Annotated in this window: 8 protein-coding genes; all 8 read left to right on the forward strand. The window is 41.1% G+C overall.

Annotation, left to right across the window (positions count from 1 at the left end; translation table 11 throughout):
• Positions 1-189 precede the first annotated feature (189 nt).
• The 8 genes from G327_RS0112940 to G327_RS0112985 all read left to right on the forward strand — a co-directional run bounded on the left by G327_RS0112940 (position 190) and on the right by G327_RS0112985 (position 21,371).
• On the forward strand, positions 190-2,097 hold the full coding sequence (locus G327_RS0112940) for a DNA topoisomerase III (RefSeq protein ID WP_019615207.1): 1,908 nt from the start codon (positions 190-192) through the stop codon (positions 2,095-2,097).
• A 559-nt stretch (positions 2,098-2,656) separates the two neighbouring features.
• Complete coding sequence (locus G327_RS24645; protein ID WP_019615209.1) at positions 2,657-6,820, forward strand: TOMM system kinase/cyclase fusion protein; 4,164 nt, start codon at positions 2,657-2,659, stop codon at positions 6,818-6,820.
• Between the two features lie 434 nt (positions 6,821-7,254).
• Positions 7,255-7,647: a BMA_0021/BMA_0022 family TOMM bacteriocin gene (locus tag G327_RS0112960; RefSeq protein WP_019615211.1), complete on the forward strand. Its 393-nt coding sequence runs from the start codon at positions 7,255-7,257 to the stop codon at positions 7,645-7,647.
• Positions 7,648-8,342: 695 nt separating this feature from the next.
• On the forward strand, positions 8,343-12,335 hold the full coding sequence (locus tag G327_RS24655) for a TOMM system kinase/cyclase fusion protein (RefSeq protein WP_019615212.1): 3,993 nt from the start codon (positions 8,343-8,345) through the stop codon (positions 12,333-12,335).
• 13 nt (positions 12,336-12,348) lie between these two features.
• Complete coding sequence (locus tag G327_RS0112970; RefSeq protein WP_157601111.1) at positions 12,349-13,572, forward strand: hypothetical protein; 1,224 nt, start codon at positions 12,349-12,351, stop codon at positions 13,570-13,572.
• A 201-nt stretch (positions 13,573-13,773) separates the two neighbouring features.
• Positions 13,774-15,987, forward strand: a complete 2,214-nt coding sequence (locus G327_RS0112975; protein ID WP_019615214.1) for a TOMM precursor leader peptide-binding protein — start codon at positions 13,774-13,776, stop codon at positions 15,985-15,987.
• An 814-nt stretch (positions 15,988-16,801) separates the two neighbouring features.
• Positions 16,802-20,923, forward strand: a complete 4,122-nt coding sequence (locus G327_RS24660) for a TOMM system kinase/cyclase fusion protein (protein WP_019615215.1) — start codon at positions 16,802-16,804, stop codon at positions 20,921-20,923.
• A gap of 55 nt (positions 20,924-20,978) precedes the next feature.
• Positions 20,979-21,371, forward strand: coding sequence for a BMA_0021/BMA_0022 family TOMM bacteriocin (locus G327_RS0112985; protein WP_019615216.1), 393 nt, complete (start codon positions 20,979-20,981; stop codon positions 21,369-21,371).
• Positions 21,372-21,389 lie beyond the last annotated feature (18 nt).

The following is a 21,389-nucleotide window of genomic DNA, read 5'->3' on the forward strand; positions in this document are numbered from 1 at the left end:
AAGAAACTTAATTTTGTGCTGATTTGTTTAGCAGTCAGCCGCATTTGTAAGTGCGTTGTTTATGTTAGTCTCTGTTATTGTTGATTGGTTCCACAAACACTGGTTTTACAGTGATTTAATTTGTGTTGTGCTTGAAATTCGAAAATCATTCGACTACTGTGTAAAAAAACAGTCACAAATGAAGGCTTAATGAAACTTTATATTGCTGAAAAACCAAGTCTTGCACGTGCTATTGCGGATGCGCTGCCTAAACCACATCGAAAAGCAGACGGATGTATTCATGTTGGTAATGGTGATGTGGTCAGCTGGTGTATCGGACACTTGTTAACACAGGTCGATCCTGAAGCTTACGATCCTGAATATAAAAAATGGAAGTTTGAACACCTGCCTATAATTCCTGAAAAATGGAAATTAAAATCGACTCCCCGTACCAGTAAGCAGCTTGCAGTATTAAAAAAACTGATTAAACAGGCTGAACAGCTTATTCATGTTGGCGATCCTGATAGAGAAGGGCAGCTGCTGGTGGATGAGGTTATCCACTTCAGTGGTGTTAAAGGTAATAAACTTAAACAGACGCAGCGGTGTCTGGTGAGTGATTTAACTACCAATGCAGTTAAGCGCTCGCTACAACAGTTACGATCTAATCAGGAGTTTGTCGCTCTGTCTACTTCAGCACTGGCAAGAACCCGGGCAGATTGGTTATATGGTTTGAATCTGACTCGTGTTTATACACTGCAGGCGCAGAAGTCGGGTTATAAAGGGGTTATTTCAGTCGGTCGAGTACAGACACCATTATTGGGACTGGTAGCAAGACGGGATCAGCAGATAGAGCAGTTTGTCAGTAAACCTTTTTACGAAGTACTGGCATCATTAATTACTAATGCTGAGAACGGTGCAGAGACGTTTACGGCAAAATGGAAACCCAGCGAAGCGTGTGCTCAGTATCAGGATGAAGAGGGGCGTGTTTTAATAAAAGGGCTTGCTGAGAATGTTGCAGCTCGAATTACTAATCAGCCTGCGGTAGTGAAGAGTTTCACCGCTAAGAATAAAAAACAGGCGCCACCGCTGCCTTATAATTTATCTGCACTGCAGATTGATGCTGCTAAACGTTACGGCTGCAGCGCGCAGCAGGTTTTAGATATTTGTCAGGTTTTGTATGAAAGATATAAGTTAATAACTTATCCTCGTTCGGACTCGCGATATTTACCGCGTAATCATCACAGCCAGGCAAAATCGGTTACTCAGGCCATTTCACACAATGATATATCTCTACAACAAGCTGTGGATAACATTGATTTGTCTATTAAGGGACGCGCCTGGAATGATAAAAAAGTTGATGCGCATCATGCAATTATCCCCACGGACAGTAAAAAGTCGTTAAGCAGTTTAGATAAAATGTCTCAGAATATTTATAACCTTATTGCCCGCCAGTTTCTGTGTCAGTTTTATCCAGATTATCAATATGCAGAGTGTAAGGCTGAGATTGAAATTAATAACGGTTTGTTTATCAGTAAAGCAAAATCAAAACTCAGTGACGGCTGGAAAGTCTTATTTGATAAGCAGGAAAAAGATACATTTCTACCCAAGCTGACTAAGGGGCAGAAGCTGCTTTGTAATAAGGGGGAGGTGATCGAGAAGAATACTCAGCCGCCTGCATATTTCACCGATGCAACTCTTCTGGCCGCTATGAGTAATATTGCCCGTTATGTTAAAGATGCCGAGCTTAAGAAAATACTGAAAGAGACCGATGGATTAGGTACGGAGGCGACAAGAGCAGGCATTATTGAGCTGTTGTTTAAGCGGCAGTTTTTACAGAGAACGGGCAAAGTCATTAAAGCGACGGAAACTGGACGTAAGCTGATTGACAGTTTACCTGAAATGTTGACTTTGCCGGATATGACTGCGCAGTGGGAGATGCAGTTGAATGCGATCAGTGAAAAATCGCAAAGCTATCAGGGTTTTGTGCAGCCGCTGCAGGGACAGTTAAAAAATATTATTGAGAAAGCGATTGCAGACGGACCGCAGGCACTGACTAATTTACCCGCAGGTGTGAATGTGTTTAAAAAGAAAAGAAGAGTCAAAAGAAAGAAACCTTAGGGCTGTTTGTTATTAATGCTTTGCGGCTATCGTGCATACATTTCGTTTTTAGTGCATCAAAACGAGCCGCTCAGCAGCATGCCCCAATAGGCGTTAATTTCAATTCCGATGGCTCGTTTAAAAAAAGCAAAAAAACTATAATAAAATGGGTGTTTTTAAGTTAAATAGTGGATTTTTGATTGATGTTTTTATGTTGAATGTGAGGCGGGATTATAAAGTATGCAGTTTTCAGAACTGCGCCTCTGTTGTAAATGCCGTTAAGCTGATTTTAACATCGCTTATGCTTATGCATAAATTCAAACCCGCCGATAGTGCTTAATTCTTTAGCAGTTGTTTTTATCGTGTCATTTCAGCAAAACAGCCTGCTTGCTTGTCTTTTAAACAGTAAATTTATTTGTGAAATTCTTGATTAGACTGCTTATGTTAAACTGTTATGATGCACTTATAAAATGAGAGCTGAAACGTAATGCTAGTATAGAAATATTGCAAAATATCTATTACTACCGTAACCTTTTTATCCAATTTCAGAGCTTCTTGCTCACAATAAAATGAAAAAAACATGACGACAAAAATAACTCTGTGTGATGATATTTCTGAGCAGTTTGATTCTCCGGCATATCAGCTGCTTGAAAAAATAGGTGAAGGTGGTTTCGGGCGTGTTTATCGGGCCATACAGGTTAATACCGGACAGATTGTTGCTATTAAATTTTTGTCGATCGGTGCTGAGTTTGATTTGTCTAAAAGGACTCGTTATATTGAACGTTTTCAGCGTGAAACGTTACTAGGCAGCCGCCTGCAGCATCCTAATATTGTACGTTTGCTGGATAAAGGTAAAAGTGGGGAGCTTCTTTATGCAGTCTTTGAGTTTGTAGAGGGGAAAACCTTAAAACAAACATTACTCGAGTCCGGTACGCTGATGCCCTCTGATGCCGCCGCCGTTATGTCTCAGGTTTTAGATGCCCTTTCTCATGCGCATGAGCAGGGGGTTATCCACCGCGATATTAAACCCGCTAATATTATCCTTACTAAAACAGGCGCCAAAACACATGCTAAAGTATTAGATTTTGGTATCGGTACCTTTGTGAATGAGGCTCGTTTAGAAGATCATAAAAGCATCACCTTGACGCAGGAAACGTTAGGTACGCCTTCCTATAGTTCCCCTGAACAGCTGCGCGGGGAGCCACCGACAGTAAAGACCGATCTTTATGTATGGGGTCTTGTCTTTATCGAGTGCCTGACCGGGCAGCCTGCGATGTCGGGATCTAATCTGGCATCGGTTTTTCATAAGCAGCTCAGTCAGAGCAATGTACCTCTGCCGGCCGCTATTGTCGGTCATCCGATTGCTGCTCTACTGCGGCGGGTATTACAGAAAAAGGCACATGAGCGCACGGTTAATGCGCGAGAGTTATATCAGGAACTTACGCAGATTAATTTTTCTAATCTTGTCGGTGATATGGCGGCACCCAAAGAGCACCGCAGTGAACATTCCACAACTGTACTGCGCAGTGATTTTGACGAAACCGTTATTCATGATAGTGCAATGCAGTACAGCAGCTTAACAGAGCGTAAACAGATAACTGCATTGAGTATTAATTTAAGTGTGCATTCGGTAACAGATCAGGTGATTGATCATGAAGTGGCTGATGCACTGCACCGCGATCAAAAAAACCAGTGTTTAGATACGGCAGTGCGTTACGGTGGTTTCCATGCCGGTACGCTGGGTGATACGCAGTTGTTTTATTTTGGTTACCCTGCGGTGAGTGATAATGATTCTCGCCTGTGTGCGCGCACCGCCCTGGATATGATCAGTAGTTTACGAAAACGTAATGCCCTGCTTAAAAACAGTCAGGGAATACGGATGGAGATCCGGGCCGGCATGCATACTGGTTTAGTTACCTGTTATGCAGATGCGGTGCCGGAAGGAGATACACCTAATATTGCTATGCAGCTTGCGCGCATGGCAAATTGTTGTCAGGTACTGTGTTCTGACAGCAGCCGCAATATGCTCGAAGGTTATATTAATTTTGAACCTCGGCAGAGCTGCATGCTGGGCATCGATTCTACTGAAACGGCTCTGTATAATTTATCTTCAGAGCGTCACGTTGAAGCATTTGGTTTTTTACGCGGCACACAGAATAATAATGTCTTTATCGGCCGGGAAGAAGAACTTAAGTCTCTAGACGCGCTGCTTTATAATCCTGAGCTGGATAATACATCCAGCATACTAAGCCCCAATAAATTCGCTCATGTTTATGGTGAAGCTGGGATTGGTAAATCACGTCTTATATTTGAATTAAGAAACCGCTGTCCGCAGATGTTTCATTATGGTGCGCAGTGTCTGCCTGAACAGGTAAATAATGCCCTGTATCCTATTTTAAATATGCTTAAATATAAGTATTCATTAGAAGCTCTAACACAGTCTGGCGCGGTGAATAAACTTATTAACGTGCTGAATCATATACAACCGCAGAGTGCGCAGGAAACGGTACCTGTGCTTTGCTCGTGGTTAGGTTTACCTTTACCGGAAGGGTTGCCTGTTTCTCCTCTCAGCCCGGAACTGCAAAAACAGGTTTTATTTGCAGGTTTAGCCGCCTTATTGATCAGCCCTGACCAAGTGAAGGAAACTCAGCCGAATTTATTTATCTTTGAAGATATGCACTGGGCGGATCCCGTCAGTATTGAATTTGTTGCTTATTTGAATCAGGATCAAGGATTTATTGATTCAAGCGATGTGTTTATTACGACGTCTCGTCTGCCTTTACCTAAGTTGTTAAAAGCTGCTGATTTTGAATTAATTGAAATAGGCAGATTATGCCAGGCTAAAACTCGTGAATTTGTCATTAACCTTTTTGATAACAAAAAAGTATCCAGTCATTTATTAGATGTCGTGGTTTCCCGGACTGATGGTATTCCGCTGTTTATTGAAGAACTGGTTAATATGCTTAAGCAGAAAGGCCTGACACAACATTTAAATGGTATTACTGACTTTACGCACGCTGAAAATATTGATGAGGTACCTAATAGCTTACGTGACTCCCTGCAGCAGAAACTTGATGCATTAGTATCAGCCAAAGAAACAATACAACTGGCCGCTGTTATCGGCCGCGAGTTTGATTATGCTCTGTTTGCCAGCGCTTCAAAGCGAAGTGAAGCACAGCTGCAGAATGATTTAACTGAATTATTAGAAGCTGAGCTTATCTATCTGCAGCGAAAGGTTGCCGGAGACAGCTACATTTTCAAGCATGCTCTGGTAAGGGATGCTGCGTATGACTCGATTCCATCTGCTGCTTTAATCGCACTTCACAGCCGTGTAGCTGATGCGCTGAAAACGCATCCGGAAACAGCAGACATGGTGGTGGCGGAGCATTTAGCTAATGCACAGCGTTATGCTGAAGCTATCGCACTTGGGTTATCAGCAGCTCAAACCGCATTAGCTAAGTCGCTTAGTCAGAGTGCGTTTGATATTGCGAATAAAGCACTTAACTGGAATGAGTTACGGGAAGACAGTGCAGAAAAATTTGAATCCTCGCTGCACTTATTAGCAGTGACTCTACCGGCAATTATGATTGTTTCAGGCATGGGGGCGGATAGTGTCGGCGAAGAGATAAAAAGGTGTGAAATCGCACTACAGGGCTTGAAAGATTTACCTTCCGGTTCATTAACACAAGCGCAGATGGAACTTGAAAGAAGCAGTAAGTTTGCATTAGTTGGTTTTTATAATGTGCGCTCCATGCGCCGCAAGGCAAGAGTAACCGCTGAAGAACTGCTTAAGCAGGCGATGTTTTTAAAAGATGTGGAATTCGAAATAGCTATCAGAAGTATTTTAGGGCAGAACTATTATATGGAAGGCATGTATCTACAGGCCAAAGAGACCTTGGAAACGGCTATTGCTATGTATGAACCGGAAAAGCATCAGGGGTTAGCGGTTAAATACTCGCTCGAGCCGGAGTCTTACTGTCGAATGACGCTGGCACTAGCCTTATGGAAATTAGGCTATGCAGATCAGGCTGTAACCACAGCTAAAAGTGCCCATGAGCGGGCGACTGCAATAGGTCATACCGCATCGGTTGCGATGGCAAATGTATATCTTGGTTTGATCGGCTACTTTCGAAAAGAGCCTGACTTTATTCTTGAAGTTTCCGAAAACAATAAAAAAATGTGTGAACGTTATCCGGACATGGCCTGGTGCACATTATTTTTGAAGTGTCTGGAGGAGTGGTCGAATAAATCTACGCTGCATACGGAGCCGTTTATTGCACAAAAGCGCGCTGAAAACGAGCTGTTTGCAATGACCTTTTACGAAGCGACACTTGCTGAAACTAAAATCCAGTTGGGTGATATCGAACAAGCACTAGAGTTATTAAGTGAAAGCATTAACTGGTGCCATAAAACCGGAGAAACGATTGCATTGCCCACTCTTTACCGCATTCGTGCACAAGGTTATTTAGCTTCGTCTAAATATGATACGGATGCTGCTGTGAACGCTTTAAAAAATGCTGTTAATATTGCACAAAAACAGGGCTCAATTGCTTTAGAGTTAGACGCCTGCGTGGATCTTTGTATGTTCTATAAACTTGAACAGCAGTTCTCTAAGGTCGTTGAGTTACTGGGACCTTTATTAGCTAAATTTAGCGAAGGTTTTGAAACCACAGTTTTTCAGGAGGCAAGTTTATTATTAGCAGACTGCCGTGAAAACCAGAAAAAACATGAGTACACAGCTTAATTATTTTTTAAGAATTTAAGTTTTTCTTTTTGTCCGATGCTGATCAGCGCCGGGCACTTGCTTCTCTCATATACCTGAAATGCATTTACTAATAATTTACATTTATTTGTATTGTTTAAGGGTGCTGAAAAGCTAATTCCATAAAAGTGTTTGAAGACAAACGCGATACTGATAAAAAAAATCATAAAACCTGTCTGTTAAAGGTATTTATTTTGTGATAATAGGGTGAAAAAAATGACTGGGTAAAGTAATATCGGTGCTCGATAGGGAAATGTTATCAACGAGATTTATTGAATTTATAAAACAGCAGTTTAATAATTTCTCATATTGAGCAAACCTGCGTAGATGTTCAAATGGAGTGATGATAATTCTATTTTTTAGGTTGTTCGCTGAGTGTTTAAATTAATATTACATAACTACAAAGGAAACTTAACATGTCAGAAATAATGCAAACCAGCCTGCCGGGTGATGAACACGTGATTTTGGGTCTTAAGGACGATGAAGAGTGGAAATATGCCTGGGCAAGAGCTGTCGCTAAGGCGTGGGAATGTCCTCAATTTCGTGAACTGTTATTAACAGATGCTGAAACGGCTGTACGCGAGTTCGGTTACAAAATGCCGCTTGGCACAAAATTGAAAGTTGAAAACTATGCCGGAGATAACGCATTCCAGGAAGAAAAAGGTTTGAACGGCTGGGCACATTTTAAAAATGAATTAGCTTCAGAAGTGATCATGGTATTACCGCCAACGCCGCAGTTAGAGAAAAGAGCAATCGCTTTAGCTGACTACCAGGCTACAGGCAGAACTTACCCGTTCTCTACAATCTAAGTTAATTACTTTTATACCGAGTTTTAAGGGACATTTGTCCCTTTTTTATTATCGAAACACTGCTGACCCTATTGAACTTATAGCATTCCGCATAAATATGTTACCAATATTACTGCTTAAAGTTACGTTAAGTTCGTGGTGTTAAATACCAATAGCTAGTGCTCAATCAAACGCCTCACTTCCATTAATTTCCCCTTTATAATTTCAGACGCATCTGCTTATGCGCATTGCTATTTTCTGCCTAATTATTAGCATTATTTTATCTATCAGCATACTGCTGACAGCAGTCAAAAACGGATATGTTTTCTTGATTATATAAAGTGCATCAGCGCCGTTCATTACGTGTCTGACATGCGAAGTGTTTAATTAGTGCTGCTGTTATGCATTTAAATTTGTCGTACCAGTGTAGCTTTTCATTCTAATTAAACTAAGCTTTGGCTATTGTGTTTTTGTGATGGGTGTGTTTTTACTGTGAATTTTCAGGGTGATAGAAATGAAAACTTGCATTTGTTGATTTAGTTGCTGGTATCATAATTAAACTCGCTCTGTCAAACCCTGCTTTAATCTTGAAAGTGAGATCTGAAACGCACTGATGATACCGTTTATCCGCATTGATACATTGAAAAACATCAATTACTGCCGTAGTCTTTTTAGTTGATTTCATAGCTATATGCTCACTAAATAATGAAAATAATATGACTAGAGAAGCAGTTACTAACGATAAAATCGCCGCGCAGTTCGACTCGCCTTCATATCAACTCCTAGAAAAAATCGGTGAAGGTGGTTTCGGCCGTGTTTACCGTGCCAGGCAGATTAATACCGGGCAGATTGTTGCTATTAAGTTCTTATCAATCGGCGCTGAATTTGACGAGTCTAAAAGGGCGCGTTATATCGATCGTTTTGAGCGGGAAACTTTACTGGGCGGGCGTCTGCAGCATCCTAATATTGTGCGTTTATTAGATAAAGGAAATTGTGCTGATCTGCTTTATGCGGTATTTGAGTTTGTAGAAGGTAAAACCTTAAAACAGACGTTAGCTGAATGCGGCACCCTGCTGCCTATTGATGCTGCTGAAATTATGCGCCAGGTTTTAGATGCATTATCCCATGCACATGAGCAGGGGGTCATTCACCGAGATATTAAACCAGCCAATATTATTCTTAGTAAAACCGGTGCTAAAACACACGTTAAAGTACTAGATTTTGGTATAGGTACCTTAGTGGACGAAGCGCGGCTACAGGATTATAAAAGTATTACCCTGACCCAGGAAACCCTAGGGACGCCTTCTTATAGTTCTCCCGAACAGCTCAGAGGGGAGCCGCCGACGGTCAAAACCGACCTCTATGTGTGGGGCTTAGTTTTTATTGAATGTCTGACCGGACAGCCTGCAATGTCGGGCTCTAATCTGGCATCGGTATTTCATAAACAGCTTAGTCAGGAAAATGTGCCTCTTCCGGCAGCCATTGTCGGACACCCGATTGCCGCTCTGCTTCGCCGCGCCCTGCAGAAAAAAGCACATGAGCGCACGGTTAATGCCGCCGAATTATATCAAGAGCTTACCCAGATTAACTTTTCTAATCTGGTGGGGGATATGGCAGCTCCCAAGGAGCATGCTGTAGAGCACCATACAACAGTGATACGTGCCGATTTTGATGAAACCATTATTCATGAGCAGCCGCTTAGTTTTACTTCACTGATCGAACGTAAACAGATTACGGCATTGAGCATTAATTTAAGTGCATATTCAGCGGCTGATCAAGCTGTTGATTATGAAGTGGTTGACGCACTGCACCGAGATCAAAAAAACCAGTGTCTAGATACGGCTGTTCGTTACGGCGGTTACCATGCAGGCACGCTGGGTGACACGCAGTTATTTTATTTTGGTTATCCTGTCGTAAGTGATAATGACAGCCGTTTATGTGCCCGCAGCGCATTGGATATCATCAGCAGTTTACGTAAACGCAATACCCTGCTTAAAGTAACGCACGGTATAGAGCTGGAGCTTCGCATCGGTATACATACCGGTTTAGTCACCTGTTATGCAGATGCGGTACCGGAAGGTAATACGCCTAATATTGCTATGCAGCTTTCGCGTATGGCCTGCTCTGAGCAGGTGCTTTGTTCAGATGCAAGTCGTAAAATTCTTGAAAGTCATATTGAATTTGAGCCAGTTCAAAGTCATGAGCTGGGAATTAAGCGCACTGAAACTGCTGTTTATAAAATGGTAGCAGAACGAACTGTAGAGGCGTTTGGTTTTTTACGGGGAACACAAAATAATCATGCTTTTATCGGGCGTACTGATGAGCTTAGCCGCTTAAACGATCTTCTTTGTAACAAGGGAGTTGAAAGTAACAGCAATAATAAGCTCGCACATATTTATGGTGAAGCGGGAATAGGTAAATCACGTTTGATTTTCGAGCTGCGGAATAACGCGGCCCATATGCATCATTATGTAGCGCAGTGCCTGCCGGAGCATGTTAATAACGCTCTGTATCCTATTTTGAATATGCTTAAATATAAGTATTCACTGGAGGCGCTGACACCTGAAGCGGCTGCTCAGAAGCTAAGCTGTGAAATAAATCAGATAGAGCATCTGCAGGCTAAAGATGCGTTACCTCTGCTTTGTTCCTGGTTAGGTTTCCCCTTGCCGGAAGAGATGGAAGCATCGGTGCTCAGTCCGGATCTACAGAAAAAGGTATTATTTACAAGCTTAAGCGCTTTGTTAGTTAATCAGGATCAAAGCACTGCTTCGCGCCCGAATTTATTTCTTTTTGAAGATATGCATTGGGCAGATCCTACTAGTATTGAGTTTATCGCTTTTTTAAGTACCAATGATGCATTCAGCAGTTCTAATGATGTGTTAATTAGTACATCGCGTCAGCCGTTACCTGCTTCATTAGGGCAGGCCGGATTTAATTTAATTGAACTAGTAAAACTCTCTAAGCAGGATACGCGTGATTTTGTTCGTATTTTATTTGATAAACAGAATGTTTCGGCAAGTTTACTCGATATTGTTGTAACCCGTACGGACGGTATTCCTCTGTTTATTGAAGAACTGGTCAACATGCTTAAACAAAAAGGGCTGGTACATCATTTAAACGGTATTACCGATTTTGTAAATGCCGACAAAATAAGTGAAGTACCTAACAGCTTACGCGACTCGCTGCAGCAGAAACTCGATGCATTAGTATCTGCAAAGGGGACTGCACAGCTGGCCGCTGCTATTGGTCGTGAATTTGATTATAACTTGTTAACTGCCGCCTCAGAACTGGGGGAGTCTCAGCTGCAAAATGATTTAAATGAACTGATAGATGCAGAGCTTATTTATCTGCAGCGTAAAGTAGCTGGTGACAGTTATATCTTTAAGCATGCGTTGGTAAGGGATGCCGCTTACGAGGGAATAAGTTCCCATGCGCTTAGTCACTCTCATCTTCAAATAGCTGATTCATTAGAGAAGTATTTCCCTGAAGTTGCAGAGAAAGAGCCTGCAATTGTAGCGCAGCACTTTGCATCTGCAGAAAAATTTTCGCAGGCAGTTTATTATGGTCTTCGGGCTGCAAAACAATCTCTGCAGGCGGCTGCATTTTCTGAAACAGTATCTCAAACTAAGCAGGTGGAATTATGGCTCACAAATTTGAGTGAAGAGGATCAGATTGACAGTAAACTTGAATTGAATGAGATTCTAACAACGGTGAGTATGCATACTGACGGCTGGGCATCAGATCAGATTAAAGAATATACCAGCCAGTCCATTGAGTTATTAAACTCGAAGCAAGGTTATGAGAAAAAAGAGCTTATTAAATACTTGTGGTGGAAGATTATGCAGAGTCTTGTGGCTGGAGATCGGGAACATTTGCCCGAAGTCGCTCAAGAAATTGAAGAACTGCTGGATGTAGCAAGTCCATCAGATAAGTCCGCTATTTTGAGTATTTTAGGATATTACTATTACACAGAAGGATGTTGTCAAAAAGGAAGAAAATTTCTTGAATCAGCAGTTGATTATCATTCTGAAGTAGATCAAGACCAGGAGCATTTTAAGACTTATGGCTGGCATAGCGCTATTTTTTCTTTAGCCAGCTTAGCGCGAGTCTGCTGGGATATGGGGGATACTGATTTAGCGCTCAACTATGTGGAAAAAGCGGTAAAAAAAGCGAAAGATGCCGATGATATTGGAACTTTAGGCATAACATTAATGTATGCAAGTATTGTCCATCAATACAACAACGATAAAGCTTCATGTTTAACTACTGCAGAAGAGTTAGTAACTCTGTCAAATGAATACGATCTTTCCGTCTTTGCCGCTTATGGGCGTTTGATCTTTTCATGGGCTGCTAATGATGACAGTAAACAGCTGCTGTCATTGGAGGAGCTGAAAAATTATGGCTCTAGACATGCAGTCGCTTATTTCTCTTCATTAATCGCCGATATCTATATATCACATGGTGCTGTAAATAAAGCAATTGAACGTTTGGATGAATGTATCCATTTATGTCAAACCATAGGTGAGCACTATTACGAAGCACAGCTGTACCATCGCAGAGCCCTGTGCCGTGTCCATTATTTCCCTGAACAAAAAGAATTAGCAAAAAAAGATTTTCAACAAGCTTTGATGCAGGCGGAAAAAGTAGGTGCTTCTTATGTTGTTGAAAAAGTGAAGCATGATCTAACGGCAATTTTTAATGATAATTAAGGACAATAATAAAATGACTAGAGATAGAACAGAAACAGAAGTACCAAGTTCAGTTGCAGACAGAATGATTAATTTAAGACTATTACATTTACGAGAATGTGCAGAAATTTGGTCTGAAAGTGACAATATTGAAGACTTTATTAATGAATGTAATGGAAAAAAAATAGATTTTCGCTGGCAGGATCCATTAGATGAAACATTGTTTGATATAAAGTTTAAAGACAAAGGCTGGGTAAAATATTTAAAAGCTTTTGGTCCCAGAATAGCAGAAGCTCCAGTAAAAGAGGGAAATCCATATTTGTTCTGGTACGAAGGTATCCCTCCATTTTATAACCCTGCAAATAGTTCAATGATGCTGCAGCCTTTTATTAATAACCGTATCATTGTAAAGGTACCAAAAAAACAAAGGGTGAAGTATATTGAGAATGGCCTACTCGTTGAAAGTAAAGAGTATTTAACTGGATTTCAACAAGCGATAGCCCTTACTAGCTTTGCCGCTGATGATCCTGCTGTATTTTCTGCCAAGCAGAAATCCAATCAAAACCTCACATATAAATCGGGTGCAGAGACCATGTATACTCTGGCTCTTAGTGAAAAAGAGTATAATATCGATACAGGGCTCTTTGTCGGTGACTCTGGACGATATAGTGTTTATTTCTCAGTCGCTTATAAAGAATACCGGAAATTATTCGATCTGCCGCCTATTGTACCGCGTGATCCTACGCAGTTAATTCCTGAGATACTTGCACCGGAACAACCAAAGAAATCATTTAATTTAGATAATGATAGTTCTGGTTTATATTTTTCAATCAGTGCTGGTATTCGCAATTTATTAACAACAATGTGGACGGAAGATTCAATTTGGAATTTAGTCATTACTGAAAAAGAGATGTTTGATCAGCATAAACCCGGGCAAACAGTAAAGTTAATCAATGAACTGCTTGATACAACCTATCCGCTGCATTTTGATTTCGTGCTCATGGAAGATGAACATGCTCATTATATCCTTGATAAAAATACCGGCAAAGGATCTTGGAAATGGATGTATGATGATGAATTCGTTGGTAAATTTAAGGAGGGTAGTGATATTAAGGCGGGAGTGCCGTATTCAATTTCAAAACTCCCGTTACAATTTATTGAGTATACAATACCTACACCGCCTCAAAATGAAGGCATGGCTCCAATAGCATTAATGAATTACGATGTGGATGATTATGGAATGCCTTTCACTTGCTAACTCTGTAATTTGATGATTTTTCTGCAGTCCTGATATAGGGCTGCAGGAATACATTAATCCAGCAAAAGTTTTCTTAAAAACCTTAATAGATTGATTTTAACCAGCATAAAGGATCAGAGACTTTTTCAGATTGGTAATAAATCAACATCTCTTTTTAGTAATTAATCTACAAATCTATAACTATCAAAAAGGTAACAGAAATTGATTATTTTTGAACAATATTATGAATGGCATCCCAAATATTCAATCAGCTCTCTCTATAATAATTATGTTCGTGTATTAGCCGATTTTAATCATAATATTTTGAATATTTCATCTGTTACAGCTTTAAATGAAATACTGATTAATGCTAAAACATTAGATGAATTAAGTCGAAAATTTCCGGTAAATATTATTTTACAGCTGCATCAGCAGCTGCAGGCATTATTAAGCGCAGGATATATTCGTGTACGAGATAATAGTACAGATGATGTTACTTACCAGCTGCCCGATTTTTCCCAAAAAGCATTGCAGATAATTAATAAACATCAATCACATGAAATAACAGTACTATCTCAATGTAATTCTTTAGAGCCTCTTTTTAATGTATTCAATCAGCTTGATATCACTAATAAATGTAATGTTGTGATAGTTGATGATTACCTGGATCCTCGCCTAGAAACAATTAACCAAAAGTATCAAGACAGTAAACAGGACTGGGTTTTAATTAAAGTTACTGGCGACCAAACATTTGTCGGGCCGCTGTTTAGCACTGAAAATCAGACAGCCTGCTGGCAGTGTTTAAACCACCGTATGCGCATTAATAATGCACTTCGATGGATAGAATATAATAACGATTCAGACTCTTTAATTGAAGATGTACCGCTAGAAACGAGTGATATGGCGACAAAGCCAGTACCAATAAAGTATGATGCAGAACTTATTAATAAGCATATCACTCTGTTAATACCAAAATTACAACAGCTGCTCGTTGATGAGCTCCAAAATTGCTTTTTCGAAATAAACACTGAGCGTGCTCATCAAGAAAGCCATCCGGTGATTAAACGTCCACAATGCCCATGCTGCGGCGATCAAGATTTATATAAGAAGCAAACCCGGCTGCCAGTCAAGTTTCAGCAGGCTAAAAAAATGTTTAACATCGACGGGGGCGTACGCTGTGTTGCTCCAGAAGAAACATGTGCTCTTCTCAAAACTGTTATAAGCCCTATCAGCGGATTATTGAGTCACTTTAATACGGTATCTAAAACAGGAGAAAACCTTAACCAGATTTATCGCAGTGGATTTTTTCAAGTTCCCCGATTAATCAATACATTTACTCACAAATTATCCAATGCTACTTTTTTATATACGAGCATGGGCAAAGGTATTGCTGCGGAACAGTCACAAGCCAGTGCATTAAGTGAAGGTATTGAACGTCTTGCATCGCAATATCAAGGTGATGAAGTTGTCTTTTCTTTAATACCTCCCGAGAATAATCCTGATTATATACTGCCGCAGCAGCTGAGTCCTTTTACAGACAAGCAATACAAAAAATTTGCAACAGAGCAAAATGCAGAATATCAGTTATATGCAGCGGAAAAGTACAATGCAAATACTCCCTTAAACTGGACCCCTGTATGGTCATTAACTCGCAATAAACAATGTTTTGTTCCCCTGAGTTATTGTTACGCACACACGCCGTTTGAAGATCATAAATTCAGTCGTTTTTATCATAATGGTGGTGCAGCTGGAAATACGTTAGAAGAAGCCGTGCTGCAAGGTTTTTTAGAGATTGTTGAAAGAGATGCTATTGCAGTTTGGTGGTATAACAAATTACAAAAGCCTAGTGTCGATTATTCAAATATGAGTGATGCACTGCTCAGTCAGTTAGCACACACGTTAGGTGATGACTGGCAATACTGGGCAATTGATTTAACCACTGATTTTAATATCCCGGTCATCGCAGCCGTAAGCCAGCATAAATTGGAAGGCAAAGTCTGCTTCGGTTTTGGCTGCCACTTAAATCCCTTTATAGCTTGTCAGCGGGCATTCACGGAACTTTGTCAAATTACAGAAATAAGAAACAGTAATACGGCGCCATTTGATTTTGATCTGATTAAACAAGACAACTACTTAGCAGCCAGCAGCAAGCCGCCAGTCAAACTCGAAGAGTATGCTGTAGAAGCTAATGACGATATATTAGATGATATTAATTTATGTATTAAAAGGGCGTCTCAGCTAGGGCTTGAAACGCTAGTTTTGGACTATACCCGCCCAGATATGATACTCAATACGGCTAAAGTAATTATCCCTGGAACTTGCCACCTGTTTCCCTATTTTGCCGCTGAGCGACTTTATAATGTCCCTGTAAAAATGGGCTGGCTTGAAAAGGCAAACAGTGAATCTGACTTAAATCAGCAGGCGCTGCTGATTTAGTGATAAAACACATTCTTACCAGAAGATTCTGGCGCCCGCCAAACAATACTAAGTAAAGTGAGGCCATTATCATTGAGGAAATTTAGCCTTCCTTACCCTATGAAATGGGGACATTGAATGTGGTTTCTACTCTACATTAGGCATCAGTCCCATTTTTCTGCTATTCGAAGAAGATCACGGTTTTAGCAGCCGCTGCTCGAAGCTTTTCCTGCGTGCAATATTCACTATTTTGATTGGATAAAGCGACAGTCTGAATGGAATCGTGATGTTTATTAAGTGCATGTCTGACAAAAACTTCAGTAGAGAATATTGCAGGTAAAAGTCAAAAAATAGCCCCGCAGTGCTGTACTCAAAGTTAGATTTTTTATTGATTTATTAAAAATTAGTTGAATTTTAGCCCCTTAATAAAGATGTGTTAACTTGTTTATAGCGGGTTAGCTGCTTGCGCGTCAGTGTTGCCTATTAAATGGCAGCAATGTTTTTTCAGCAGTAAATTTCGCTTAATAATTCCCATGTTACTGCATAGACGGCAGTTAGTTTGAATTGTAAATTTTTCGATGTTTTTCTTTGTTGTTATTTTTCAGGGAGATAGTTTCTCTGTGAAAATTTTCACCATTTTAATAACTTGAATAAATTATTAATTAAACCTGCGGTAGCAAGTTCTCGTTAAGCTGCTATTATAATATCAAAAGTTAGATCAGAAACGCATTGCGGGTAGTGTTTATGAACATTGGTATATTGAAAAAAGTCAATTACTGTCCCATCCTTTTCATTTGATTTTATACCGACATGCTCACAAAATAATGAAGGTAATATGACTATAAAAGCAGTTTTTAGCGATAAAACCTCCGAGAAGTTTGACTCTTCTGCATATGAACTACTCGAAAAAATAGGTGAAGGCGGCTTTGGCCTAGTTTATCGTGCCAGACAGATTAATACCGGGCAGATTGTTGCCATTAAGTTCTTATCAATCGGCAGCGAATTTGACCAGGCTAAAAGAACACGTTATATCGATCGTTTTGAACGGGAAACATTACTTGGCGGACGTCTGCAGCACCCCAATATAGTACGTTTATTAGATAAAGGTAATTGTGCTGATCTGCTTTATGCGGTATTTGAGTTTGTAGAAGGTAAAACCTTAAAACAAACATTAGTTGAATGCGGCACCCTGCTGCCTAGTGATACGGCTGAAATTATGCGCCAGGTTTTAGATGCATTATCCCATGCTCATGAGCAGGGGGTTATTCATCGAGATATTAAACCGGCCAATATTATTCTTAGTAAGACAGGGGCCAAAACACACGTTAAAGTATTAGATTTTGGTATTGGTACCTTAGTCGACGAAGCGCGGTTACAGGATTATAAAAGTATTACCCTAACCCAGGAAACCTTAGGGACACCTTCTTACAGTTCGCCCGAGCAGCTCAGAGGCGAACCGCCGACAGTAAAAACTGATTTGTATGTGTGGGGCTTAGTTTTCATTGAATGCCTGACCGGACAGCCGGCAATGTCGGGATCTAATCTTGCGTCGGTATTTCACAAACAGCTTAGTCAGGAAAATGTACCTCTTCCTGCCGCCATTGTCGGGCACCCGATTGCGGCGCTCCTTCGCCGGGTCTTACAGAAAAAAGCACATGAGCGCGCAGTTAATGCCTCAGAGTTATATCAAGAGCTTACCCAGATTAATTTTTCCAACCTGGTGGGGGATATGGCAGCTCCAAAGGAGAAGGCTGCTGAGCACCATACGACGGTGATACGTGCAGATTTTGATGAAACTATTATTCATGAACAGCCGCTTAGTTTTACTTCGCTGGTCGAGCGTAAACAGGTAACTGCACTGAGTATTAATTTAAGTGCGTACTCAGCGGCTGATCAAGATGTTGATTATGAAGTGGTTGATGCACTGCACCGCGACCAAAAAAACCAGTGTCTGGATACGGCTGTCCGTTATGGCGGTTACCATGCAGGTACGCTGGGGGACACACAGCTATTTTACTTTGGTTATCCTGTCGTAAGTGATAATGACAGCCGTTTATGTGCGCGCAGTGCACTGGATATCATCAGCAGTTTACGTAAACGTAATACACAGCTTAAAGCGACGCATGGTATTGAGCTGGAGCTTCGCATCGGTATCCATACCGGTTTAGTCACCTGTTATGCTGATACGGTACCTGAAGGTAATACGCCTAATATTGCGATGCAGCTTTCTCGTCTGGCGGGATCTGAACAGGTGCTTTGCTCTGATGCAAGTCGAAAAATACTTGAAAGCCACATTGAATTTGAACCTGCTCAAAGTCATGAGCTGGGGATCAAGCGCACCGAAACACCTATTTGCAAATTAGTCGCAGAGCGTACTGTAGAGGCTTTTGGTTTTTTACGAAGCACGCAGAACAATCATGTATTTATCGGGCGAGATGAGGAACTTAGCCGTTTAAAAGTGCTGCTCAATAATAGAGAGGCACAAGACAATAACCAGAGTAAACTTGCACATATTTGTGGTGAAGCGGGGATCGGTAAATCCCGTTTGATTTCTGAGCTGCGAAACAGCGCCTCACATATGTTTCATTATGTGGCGCAGTGTCTGCCGGAACATATTAATAACGGCCTGTACCCTATTTTGAATATGCTTAAATATAAGTATTCATTAGAAGCGCTGACACCAGAAACTACAGTACATAAACTGCGTAACCTGATAAATATATCTGAGCCGCTGACTGAGCAGCAGAGCTTACCCGTACTCTGTTCCTGGTTAGGCCTGCCTCTACCTGAAGACATCGGCATTTCGGCGCTCAGTCCGGAGCAGCAGAAACAGGTGTTATTTGCAAGTTTAAGCACTTTATTAGTCAGCCAGGACTCACGTACGACTTCGCAGTCGAGTTTGTTTCTTTTTGAAGATATGCACTGGGCAGATCCTACCAGTGTTGAGTTTATCGCTTTTTTAAGTGCCGATAATACATTCAACAATTCTAATGACGTGTTTATTAGTACATCGCGTCAGCCGCTGCCTGGTTCATTAGCTGATGCCGGGTTCAATACAGTTGAGTTAGTTAAATTAGGCAGAGCAAAAACCCGTGAGTTTGTTCGTATTCTGTTCGATAAGAAAAACATATCGGCAAATTTATTAGATGTTGTGGTCAGTCGTGCTGACGGTATTCCGCTGTTTATCGAAGAACTGGTAAACATGCTCAAACAAAAGAATCTAGTACAGCATTTAAATGGGATTACTGACTTTGTTCATGCCGATAAAATCCACGAAGTACCTAACAGCCTACGAGACTCACTGCAGCAGAAACTTGATGCATTGGTACATGCCAAAGAAACAGCACAGCTGGGAGCTGCCATTGGTCGTGAGTTTGATTATGCACTGCTGGCTGCTTCCTCAAATAGAAGCGAAGCTCAGCTGCAGACTGATTTAGTTGAATTAATTGAAGCTGAATTGATCTATCTGCAGCGAAAAGTTGCAGGTGACAGTTATATCTTTAAGCATGCCTTGGTAAGAGATGCTGCTTATGACTCAATTATCCCTGCTGCATTAGTACAAGTTCACGGCCGTGTTGCGGATGCCATGATAACGCGGCAGTCAGCTGCACCTATGGTGCTGGCTGGACATTTAGCAAATGCGCACCGTAACCGTGAAGCGGCTGCATTAGGCTTATCCGAATCGCAGAATGCATTAGCTAAGTCTCTTAGTCAAAGTGCATTTGAAATCGCTCGAAAAGCGATTATATGGAATGAGAAGCGGGCAGACAGTGCCGCAAAATTTGAGGTCTCACTGAATTTGTTAGCAGTAAGTCTCCCTGCGATTATGACGGCAGAGGGAATGGGATCGGCTAAAGTTGGTGATGAAATAAAGCGCTGTGAGTTCGCGCTTAAAAACTTAAAAGATGTCTCATCAGGTTCGTTATCTGAAGCCCAGATTGAGCTGGAAAGAAGAAGTAAATTTGCATTAGTGGGTTTTTATAACCTCAGATCGATGCGGACTAAGGCCCGCTTACTCGCTGAAGAGCTGCTCGATCAAGCTGTAAGTATGGGAGATATTGAGTTTGAAATTGCCATCCGCAGCAACCTCGGACAGTGTTATTACATGGAAGGTAACTACCTGAAAGCTAAAGATGTCTTGGAAAGAGCCATTGCTATGTACGATCCCGAAAAACATCAGGGGTTAGCTGTTAAGTATTCGTTAGAGCCGGAATCATTATGCAGAATGACGCTTGCATTGTCCTTGTGGAAACTAGGTTATGCCGATCAAGCTGTTGTCAGCGCGAAAAAAGCACATCAAAGAGCGGTTCAACTTGGTCATTTCGCTTCCGAAGGAATGGCTAACATATACCTTGGTTTAGTGGCATATTTTAGAAGAGATCCTGATTTTGTAATTGAAACCTGCAATGAGAATGAAATTTTGTGCAAAAAACACCCCGATATGGCTTTCTCTATGCTGTTTTTGAAATGTTTAGAAGAATGGGCAAATCAAAGTACAGAGAATACAGAGCAGCTTATTTCCCAGAGACGTCAGACAAAAGAGTTATACGCTATGACCCTTTACGAGGCCATGCTGGGGGAAACCAAGATAAAACTGGGGGATGCTGACGGTGCTCTGCAGATATTAGGTGAGAGTATTCAATGGTGTAATAAAACCGGAGAAACGCTGGCTTTATCTACTCTGTATCGTTTACAAGCCCAAGGTTACTTCGCATCTAAGTCCCATGGAATATATGAAGCTGTTAATGCACTAGAAATGTCGATTAATACAGCTAAAAAACAAAGTTCTATCGCATTAGAGTTAGATGCCTGTCTGGATCTTTGTAACTTATACAAGTTAGAAAATAAAACCGATAAAATTTCGGGCTTACTAAAGCCGTTATTGAATAAATTTAGCGAAGGTTTTGCGACAAAAGTTTATCAGGAAGCTAGTTTATTATTAGCTGAATATCGGTAAACCTGTCAAATAGAGCAAAACTGGATTATTTCACAACCACAGGAAGGAGATAGAAATGCCAGAAATAATGCAAATTAGTCAGGTCGGAGATGAGAACACTATCATGGGCCTTAAGGCCGATGAAGAGTGGAAGTATGCCTGGGCAAGGGCTGTAGCGAAAGCATGGGAAAGTCCTGGGTTTCGTGATCTGCTGTTGACTGATGCGGCCGCTGCGTTAAAAGATTTCGGATATACAATGCCGCAGGGTACCAAACTAAAAGTCGAAAGTTATGCCGGTGACTGTCAGTACCAGGATGAAAAAGGCTGTAACGGCTGGATGCAGTTTAAAGACGAATTAGCATCTGAAGTTACAATGATTCTGCCGCCGACTCCTGATTTAGAAAAAAGAGCCGTTGCGTTAGCTGACTATCAGGCAACGGGCAGAACATACCCGTTCACATGCGTTTAACTCGTTGACTGTTTAGAA

Source organism: Psychromonas ossibalaenae ATCC BAA-1528 (genome assembly GCF_000381745.1).
Taxonomy (GTDB): Bacteria; Pseudomonadota; Gammaproteobacteria; order Enterobacterales; family Psychromonadaceae; genus Psychromonas; species Psychromonas ossibalaenae.

What these genes read in the sequence shown, in the direction of transcription:
- G327_RS0112940 (WP_019615207.1), top strand. Translation starts at nt 190, where the DNA reads ATGAAACTTTATATTGCTGAAAAACCAAGTCTTGCACGTGCTATTGCG.
- G327_RS0112970 (WP_157601111.1), top strand. Translation starts at nt 12,349, where the DNA reads ATGACTAGAGATAGAACAGAAACAGAAGTACCAAGTTCAGTTGCAGAC.
- G327_RS24655 (WP_019615212.1), top strand. Translation starts at nt 8,343, where the DNA reads ATGACTAGAGAAGCAGTTACTAACGATAAAATCGCCGCGCAGTTCGAC.
- G327_RS0112985 (WP_019615216.1), top strand. Translation starts at nt 20,979, where the DNA reads ATGCCAGAAATAATGCAAATTAGTCAGGTCGGAGATGAGAACACTATC.
- G327_RS0112960 (WP_019615211.1), top strand. Translation starts at nt 7,255, where the DNA reads ATGTCAGAAATAATGCAAACCAGCCTGCCGGGTGATGAACACGTGATT.
- G327_RS24660 (WP_019615215.1), top strand. Translation starts at nt 16,802, where the DNA reads ATGACTATAAAAGCAGTTTTTAGCGATAAAACCTCCGAGAAGTTTGAC.
- G327_RS24645 (WP_019615209.1), top strand. Translation starts at nt 2,657, where the DNA reads ATGACGACAAAAATAACTCTGTGTGATGATATTTCTGAGCAGTTTGAT.